Genomic DNA, 5698 nt, shown 5'->3' on the forward strand with positions numbered 1-5698 from the left:
CGCCTAGAAAAGGAAAAAAGTGACAGCTAAAGATCTTCCCAGATTGAAAAATAGGGGTCAATATCGAAATGATGAAAAAAGCTATGCGTGTACCACAGAAATCCAATCCTAAAATTTATTTAGGACACAAGTGATTACAGTTATAAATAATGTTTAAGCACTTAAAATACATAGACGGTACATCGGATAAATTTTGGGAAATACAAACTTCGGGAGCAACTCATACAGTCACCTACGGACGGAACGGAACCGCTGGGCAAAGTAAAAGTAAAACCTTTGATTCCGAGGAAGCCTGTCTAAAGGATGCTGAAAAACTAATTGCGGAGAAGACTAAAAAAGGCTATTCTGAAGATGGTGCTGTAGATGCAGATAGCAAGGAAAAAGGATCCGCTGTTCGACAGCCAACGGCTGCCATCCAGTTATTGAATTAGTCTAAGATCTCTTCGTATGTCAATGTATTTTTATGATTGGATACACAGATTTTTATAAATGTTGGAGTGATGCCTTTGCCATTTGGACGATACATGGAATAGGTATAGGAATCATTGTCATGATAATTGGCGCGTAGCGTGTCACCTTCATATCTGTCTACCGCAGAGCTATGAACTTCTATTCTTTCATCCATTTTGTCACTCCAAGTTCGTTGATTGATAAAAGATTGTTTGTCTTTTTCGGAAATAGATAGTTCAAATTGATGTGTGTAATCTCTTAAGCCACCACTTTGATTGGAAATAATTTTAAAATCATCGTTTAGCGTGATATGGTGTTCGCTGAGTAGTTGTCTTGCATCAGATTTAGAGAATAATAGATCATCAAATAGTAGGTATAGCGTGAGCATAAGAAAAGGCAATATTAAAACAATCGAGACGATAGTTCCCAACTTTTTACGGCCAGATTTTTTTAGGATCCAGTACATTAAATAGATGAATAGGCCTGGGATACCAAACCATATCAAAAAAATTAGTGTGTATAACGTATACATTTGTTAATCGTTATAATCCTAAAGCTGCTAATCCACTAATAATGTCTAAGTAGATTTGTGGTATATGTATATTCCCAATATTGTTACGGGTGATATCGGTAATACCAGCATGCGAGATACCCTGGGAAGCATGTATATGTTTAAAGTTGGCTCCCCACACTGCACTTTCTAATGGGACCATCCCATCATTTTTACCTGCCAGTCCCATCAGGTATTTAAAACTCAATGCGTACAATAAATCATCCTGTGGCTTATTCATTGTCGAAGCAAAGCTCTGATAAAATACATTGTCCATATTGGGGTTGAGCTGGTTGAAAGTACGCATTTTTTTTACACTGAGATCTCGGATTAATTCGATTGGGGCCGGAGATTGCCCTCCAAATAAGAAAGAAATACGTTGGATCAGTTTTTTTGTAACAGAATCCCCGGATAGATGTTTTTCCATTAAATAATCTGCTATTGGTGTTCCTAAGTGTGGCGTGGATATTGTGCTTAAGGAGGCCACCATTTGATGGCCTTTTAGCGTTGAAATAAAATAGCGAGCGTCGATCCCACCTTTAGAATGCGCGATGAGATTAAATTTAGTGACACCTGTTTTTTCTGCAAGATCTGACAGATTTCTTTTCAGCATCTGTGCATTGTTAGCAACGGTGCCCCATCCATCGGTCTTACCATAAAAAAATGAAATATTGTTTTTTTTGAAAGTCTTGGGAATCCTGCCCCAAAACAAACTACTATCTCCAGCTGCAGTGCCATGGATCAATATAATAGGATATCTTAATTTAAAGGCATTCATTGGTTTTTTTATACGTTTTAATCCATCCAATAGATTTTTTAAATTAGCTTTATCGCATTTATAAAAATATCTGTTTTGCTTGCACCATGTTTAATCTGTTCAAAATGATTCCAGGTTTCTTCGTTACCATTGTCATAGTATCCTTTCTTTAAACCAGATAAATAAATGTCAGCTATTTTCATTTACTTTTCTTCTTGTCAGTGAAGTTAGCCAAACTTTATGATAGAATAAAAGTAAATTCTCGCGTATCTCCTATTCTGTTGATTTTAAAAAGTAGCTGAAATTTAAAAGTATAGAAAAGAATCATTTTAGCTAATAATTCTTGAAGAGGGTAATTAAATTTGATGTGATAGGGAATTTTTTTACTAAAATATTTAGTATTTATATTGTTTATAGTTATCTTTGTATTATTCATTTACAGAAGTAATACCAAGAAAATAAACAATTATGTTGTCCGATCAAACTTTAGTATCCGATATAAAGGCAATTATTGTGCAGTCCAAGGAAAATGCTGTGCGTGCTGTCGATCATCAACGCACATTAATGTACTGGGACATAGGCAAACGTATTTTTGAGCAGGAACAGCAAGGTAAAGATAGGGCTGATTATGGGAAATATCTGACCCAATATCTTGCTAAGGCATTGGAACCTGAATTTGGGAGTGGATTCTCGCGAAGGCAAATTGAATTGTTCCGGCAGTTTTACCGGGTATTTCCAATTGCGAACGCACTGCGTTCGCAATTGAGCTGGACACAATATCGATTGTTAATGCGACTTGACTTGGACGAACAAAGAGAATTCTATACGGCTGAAACAATCAAAAATAACTGGACATCACGACAGCTCGAAAGACAAGTTTTTAGTAATTTATACGAACGCCTGTTGCTTAGCAACGATAAAGAAAGTGTTTTGGCTGTTGCAAGAAGGGAAAAGATGCCTTCAGATGCCAAGGAGATTACCAAAGATCCGATGATATTGGAATTTTTGGGTTTGAAACGGGAAAAGAAAAGAGGCTTTTTCAAGAAGATGAAAGCACATTTCCGAAGCCAAACTGGAAAACACTACAAAAAAAAACAAAAATCACTTATCAGAAAACATCAAGATTATTTTGCAACGGCCTTAGATATTGAAAGTAGCTTTGATGAAAGTTGTTCATAACAACAAAATTACCACCTAACAGAGTTTAAGTCACTATGTACTTGGTAGGACGGATACTTTTTAAACATGTTCTAAAGTGCGATTTGATAAATGCAATTTAATTCTTATATGATGTGACACTTGATTCTTTCAGGGAAACATCCACTTCCACCAGACAGGCTTTGTCATTTTCTGTTAGCATAGATTCAAGAGTTTAAACATCCTCCTTATACAACAACCACTTTTCAGCTGTTTTAGGAAGCTTTCTATGTGGTAGTAATTTAGGTTTCTTGCGTTTATTGCATAGCTTCGTGATAGCGCGCGAGACCAAGATAGGTCGAAAAGAGTCAGGGCGTTGTATTTCTTCGGACTCTGCTTTGGCTAATAAATCTTGGTAAAGGTTATAACCAGTAACGCCCTCTTTAAAATAATTATTCCTCAACCAATCTTCTAGTATGCTTAAGACCAAATCTTGATCTTCGGCAGAGACGTCATAATCTGGATCTACCGGAACGGAATAGGATTCAATCACGGTTGATTTTTTGTTAAAACTGCCTGTTCCTTTAAATTTAATGGTTTTCTTACCGGTCTTCTTATTTTCTATTTCGGTTTTCGTGGCATATATCTTAATGGTAGCCTCCTCAAATGAGTCCTTAAAAAACATTTCCTTAGGTAATTTTTCCAAAACCCTTGCATAGAAATTAGTTTGATTGATATCATAAGCAGAATCAGTCGTGAGATCCTCATTATCTTCTACCTCCTTGACGTCCTTGCCAATCAAAAATGCAAATTCCTCCTGTGTGTAGCCTTTGGCTTCACGATGCATTCGAACTGTGGTATTAAGCTCGTACGAAAGTGTGGGTATGGTAATCGGCATATAACGAGTGATACAAATTCAAATTTAGGAAATAAAGGGTAAAAGACTCAATCTTCTTTCAATTCCTTGTTGCGAACAAAGCGGATAAGTTTGCCTTTCTTGTCGTCGGCGTCATCGTCTTTTAATTTAAGTAACTTTCCTTCGTTACATAATTCCTCCAACTGGGCGGAAAAGTAAGTGTCCTCTTTGTGGTCTTCCTGCTCCAAAAATGAATTATAATAGGCTGTAATTTCAGAGCGTAGGCGAGGAATATCAAAAAATCCCTCTTCAATTAATGAGTTAAACGCTGCTTTAACACTCATCTTTTTAAGAATGGGTATTCTGGTCTTCTCAATTAATTGGTCATCATCCAATAGTTCATCAGGTAAAAGATCCTGCATAGTTAAACAGAAATAGTTTAAAGCTTTTTTCAGAGTGGTAGATGTGTACTTGGCGCTAGAATACTCGTATTCAATTTGACCAACTAAGGTTTCTCCCTCAAAGGGAGCAATACCTATTGATAGTTTTTTTGCAGATATTCCTCTTTCTAATCTTTCTACTCGAAAATAATCAATAAAATATTGCGATAGTGCTGTTACTTTTCCCCGTATTCTCATATCCACTAAGAGCGGATAATTTTTTAATATTAATGTTTTAAAATAATTTGCATTTTAATAGATGTGTATGTATATTTGTTTTGTTAATAGAAGATTATGAATCTTCTTTGGTGTTTAAATCAAAGAGTCTTGTGCCTGTATTTTCTGACGCCACACCGCAAGACAGCAGATTAAACACCCATGTCTATACTTTTATGTTATATTTGCATAACAGATAGATGTGGGTACTGCTGTAAATCCGTGGTGTGTAAGGCGTCAGAAACTTTATTTCAGGTACGGTGTGCAGTCCCACATTTATCATTTGAGACCAACCCACAAGACTCGTTACCAATGAAACGAGTTATGAACAAAAAGCAACAATCAAAAAACATCATCACGGCCCCCGAGTAGCTCGGCGACCAAAGTCATACGATGACTTTCCTAGCTGTTGAAGACGTATCGAACCAATTATATACTTGCAACTGTCATTTAACGTCTTGCGCTTCCCGCATTTACAACAATTTTTTTATTTGTGACCTAAGCTAGGCTTAGGAGCAAGAGGATACGTTTGTAAGTATCAATAAAAAGAACCGAGTCAGCAGGTCACAGCCCTCAACACCTTTAAAAATGAACAGTTTTTATAAGGGTGGGAGTGAACTGCCTACTGGAAAAGGTTCCTCCTGCTCAAACCAAATTAAATCCAAAAAATTATGGCCTCTGGTCTTTAAATTAGTAGTGCTTTTTAGGCTATATTTTAACAGCATACCTCCAGTACGGATAAAGCACTCCTCAAGCACAGATATAGTACTAATTACTCAAAATTTGCGTAAGAAAATTCGACAAGGAAAAACGTACTTTAAAGGTACTGCGATCCTGCTAAAAAATCGCTGTAAAATTAGCGCTCAAAATCAAATTAAAACAGCTGGTTCTTCGAGTAGCCTTCGGGTTTTGTTCGAGGATCCTTCGACACTGCGTCGTACCAACGTCGCCTCTTCTTCGGGAATGCTTCGACTGTTGTTCGACTGCGCTTCGGGTAGGAGTCGAGGCGTAGCCGAAGCCCTGCCGAAGCCTAGCCAAAGAGCTCCCGAGCCTGTCTCGACCATGTCCCAAAGAAGTCTCGAAGCCGAGCCAAAGGTCAGTCGAAGAGGGGAAGAGGTATCACCTTCTTCTGTCTTTTGCCTAACCAACTTCGCCCAAGCTTCTGCCTTTCATGCAGTCTGTCTTGAGTTTTCATCGGGATCTCATCGGGTTGCACCGATCAAAACCCGATGCCGACCCGATGAAAAGCCGATGAAATGTAAAAATTCTGTAGGAATTGCTCAAAAGATGGT

8 protein-coding genes are annotated in these 5698 nt (G+C 37.5%); 3 read left to right on the forward strand and 5 right to left on the reverse strand.

From position 1 onward, the window contains the following. Window positions 1-149 precede the first annotated feature (149 nt). Window positions 150-431, forward strand: coding sequence for a WGR domain-containing protein (locus B2X72_RS05875; protein WP_286848548.1), 282 nt, complete (start codon window positions 150-152; stop codon window positions 429-431). On the opposite strand, the gene B2X72_RS05880 is transcribed toward B2X72_RS05875, so the two are convergent. The 3 genes from B2X72_RS05880 to B2X72_RS05890 form a co-directional block, all read right to left on the reverse strand. Further along, window positions 428-916 carry a hypothetical protein gene (locus B2X72_RS05880; RefSeq protein ID WP_157625984.1) on the reverse strand — a complete coding sequence of 163 codons (489 nt, stop codon included), beginning with the start codon at window positions 914-916 and terminating at the stop codon, window positions 428-430. The genes B2X72_RS05875 and B2X72_RS05880 overlap by 4 nt on opposite strands. 76 nt (window positions 917-992) lie before the next feature. Then, on the reverse strand, window positions 993-1778 hold the full coding sequence (locus B2X72_RS05885; RefSeq protein ID WP_286848550.1) for an esterase/lipase family protein: 786 nt from the start codon (window positions 1776-1778) through the stop codon (window positions 993-995). Window positions 1779-1816: 38 nt separating this feature from the next. Further along, window positions 1817-1960 carry a hypothetical protein gene (locus B2X72_RS05890; RefSeq protein WP_286848553.1) on the reverse strand — a complete coding sequence of 48 codons (144 nt, stop codon included), beginning with the start codon at window positions 1958-1960 and terminating at the stop codon, window positions 1817-1819. 265 nt (window positions 1961-2225) lie between these two features. Between B2X72_RS05890 and B2X72_RS05895 the strand changes: the two genes are divergently transcribed. Continuing rightward, a complete protein-coding gene (locus B2X72_RS05895; protein ID WP_286848555.1) occupies window positions 2226-2936 on the forward strand; it encodes a DUF1016 N-terminal domain-containing protein in 711 nt (236 codons plus the stop codon). Window positions 2937-3129: 193 nt separating this feature from the next. On the opposite strand, the gene B2X72_RS05900 is transcribed toward B2X72_RS05895, so the two are convergent. Together B2X72_RS05900 and B2X72_RS05905 are read right to left on the reverse strand one after the other, a co-directional pair. Continuing rightward, window positions 3130-3792: a hypothetical protein gene (locus tag B2X72_RS05900; RefSeq protein ID WP_286848556.1), complete on the reverse strand. Its 663-nt coding sequence runs from the start codon at window positions 3790-3792 to the stop codon at window positions 3130-3132. Window positions 3793-3839: 47 nt separating this feature from the next. After that, window positions 3840-4394: a hypothetical protein gene (locus tag B2X72_RS05905; protein ID WP_286848558.1), complete on the reverse strand. Its 555-nt coding sequence runs from the start codon at window positions 4392-4394 to the stop codon at window positions 3840-3842. A 795-nt stretch (window positions 4395-5189) separates the two neighbouring features. Here B2X72_RS05905 and B2X72_RS05910 point away from each other — a divergent pair. Further along, window positions 5190-5698: hypothetical protein (locus B2X72_RS05910; protein ID WP_286848560.1), on the forward strand; the 509-nt coding region annotated here is incomplete at its 3' end.

It is taken from the genome of Sphingobacterium sp. UBA7253, assembly GCF_002472745.1.
Classification (GTDB): Bacteria; Bacteroidota; Bacteroidia; order Sphingobacteriales; family Sphingobacteriaceae; genus Sphingobacterium; species Sphingobacterium siyangense.

Bases quoted from the DNA above. Each gene is read 5' to 3' on its own strand.
- B2X72_RS05885 (WP_286848550.1), bottom strand. From the start codon at position 1,778: ATGAATGCCTTTAAATTAAGATATCCTATTATATTGATCCATGGCACT.
- B2X72_RS05900 (WP_286848556.1), bottom strand. From the start codon at position 3,792: ATGCCGATTACCATACCCACACTTTCGTACGAGCTTAATACCACAGTT.
- B2X72_RS05890 (WP_286848553.1), bottom strand. From the start codon at position 1,960: ATGAAAATAGCTGACATTTATTTATCTGGTTTAAAGAAAGGATACTAT.
- B2X72_RS05895 (WP_286848555.1), top strand. From the start codon at position 2,226: ATGTTGTCCGATCAAACTTTAGTATCCGATATAAAGGCAATTATTGTG.
- B2X72_RS05875 (WP_286848548.1), top strand. From the start codon at position 150: ATGTTTAAGCACTTAAAATACATAGACGGTACATCGGATAAATTTTGG.
- B2X72_RS05880 (WP_157625984.1), bottom strand. From the start codon at position 916: ATGTACTGGATCCTAAAAAAATCTGGCCGTAAAAAGTTGGGAACTATC.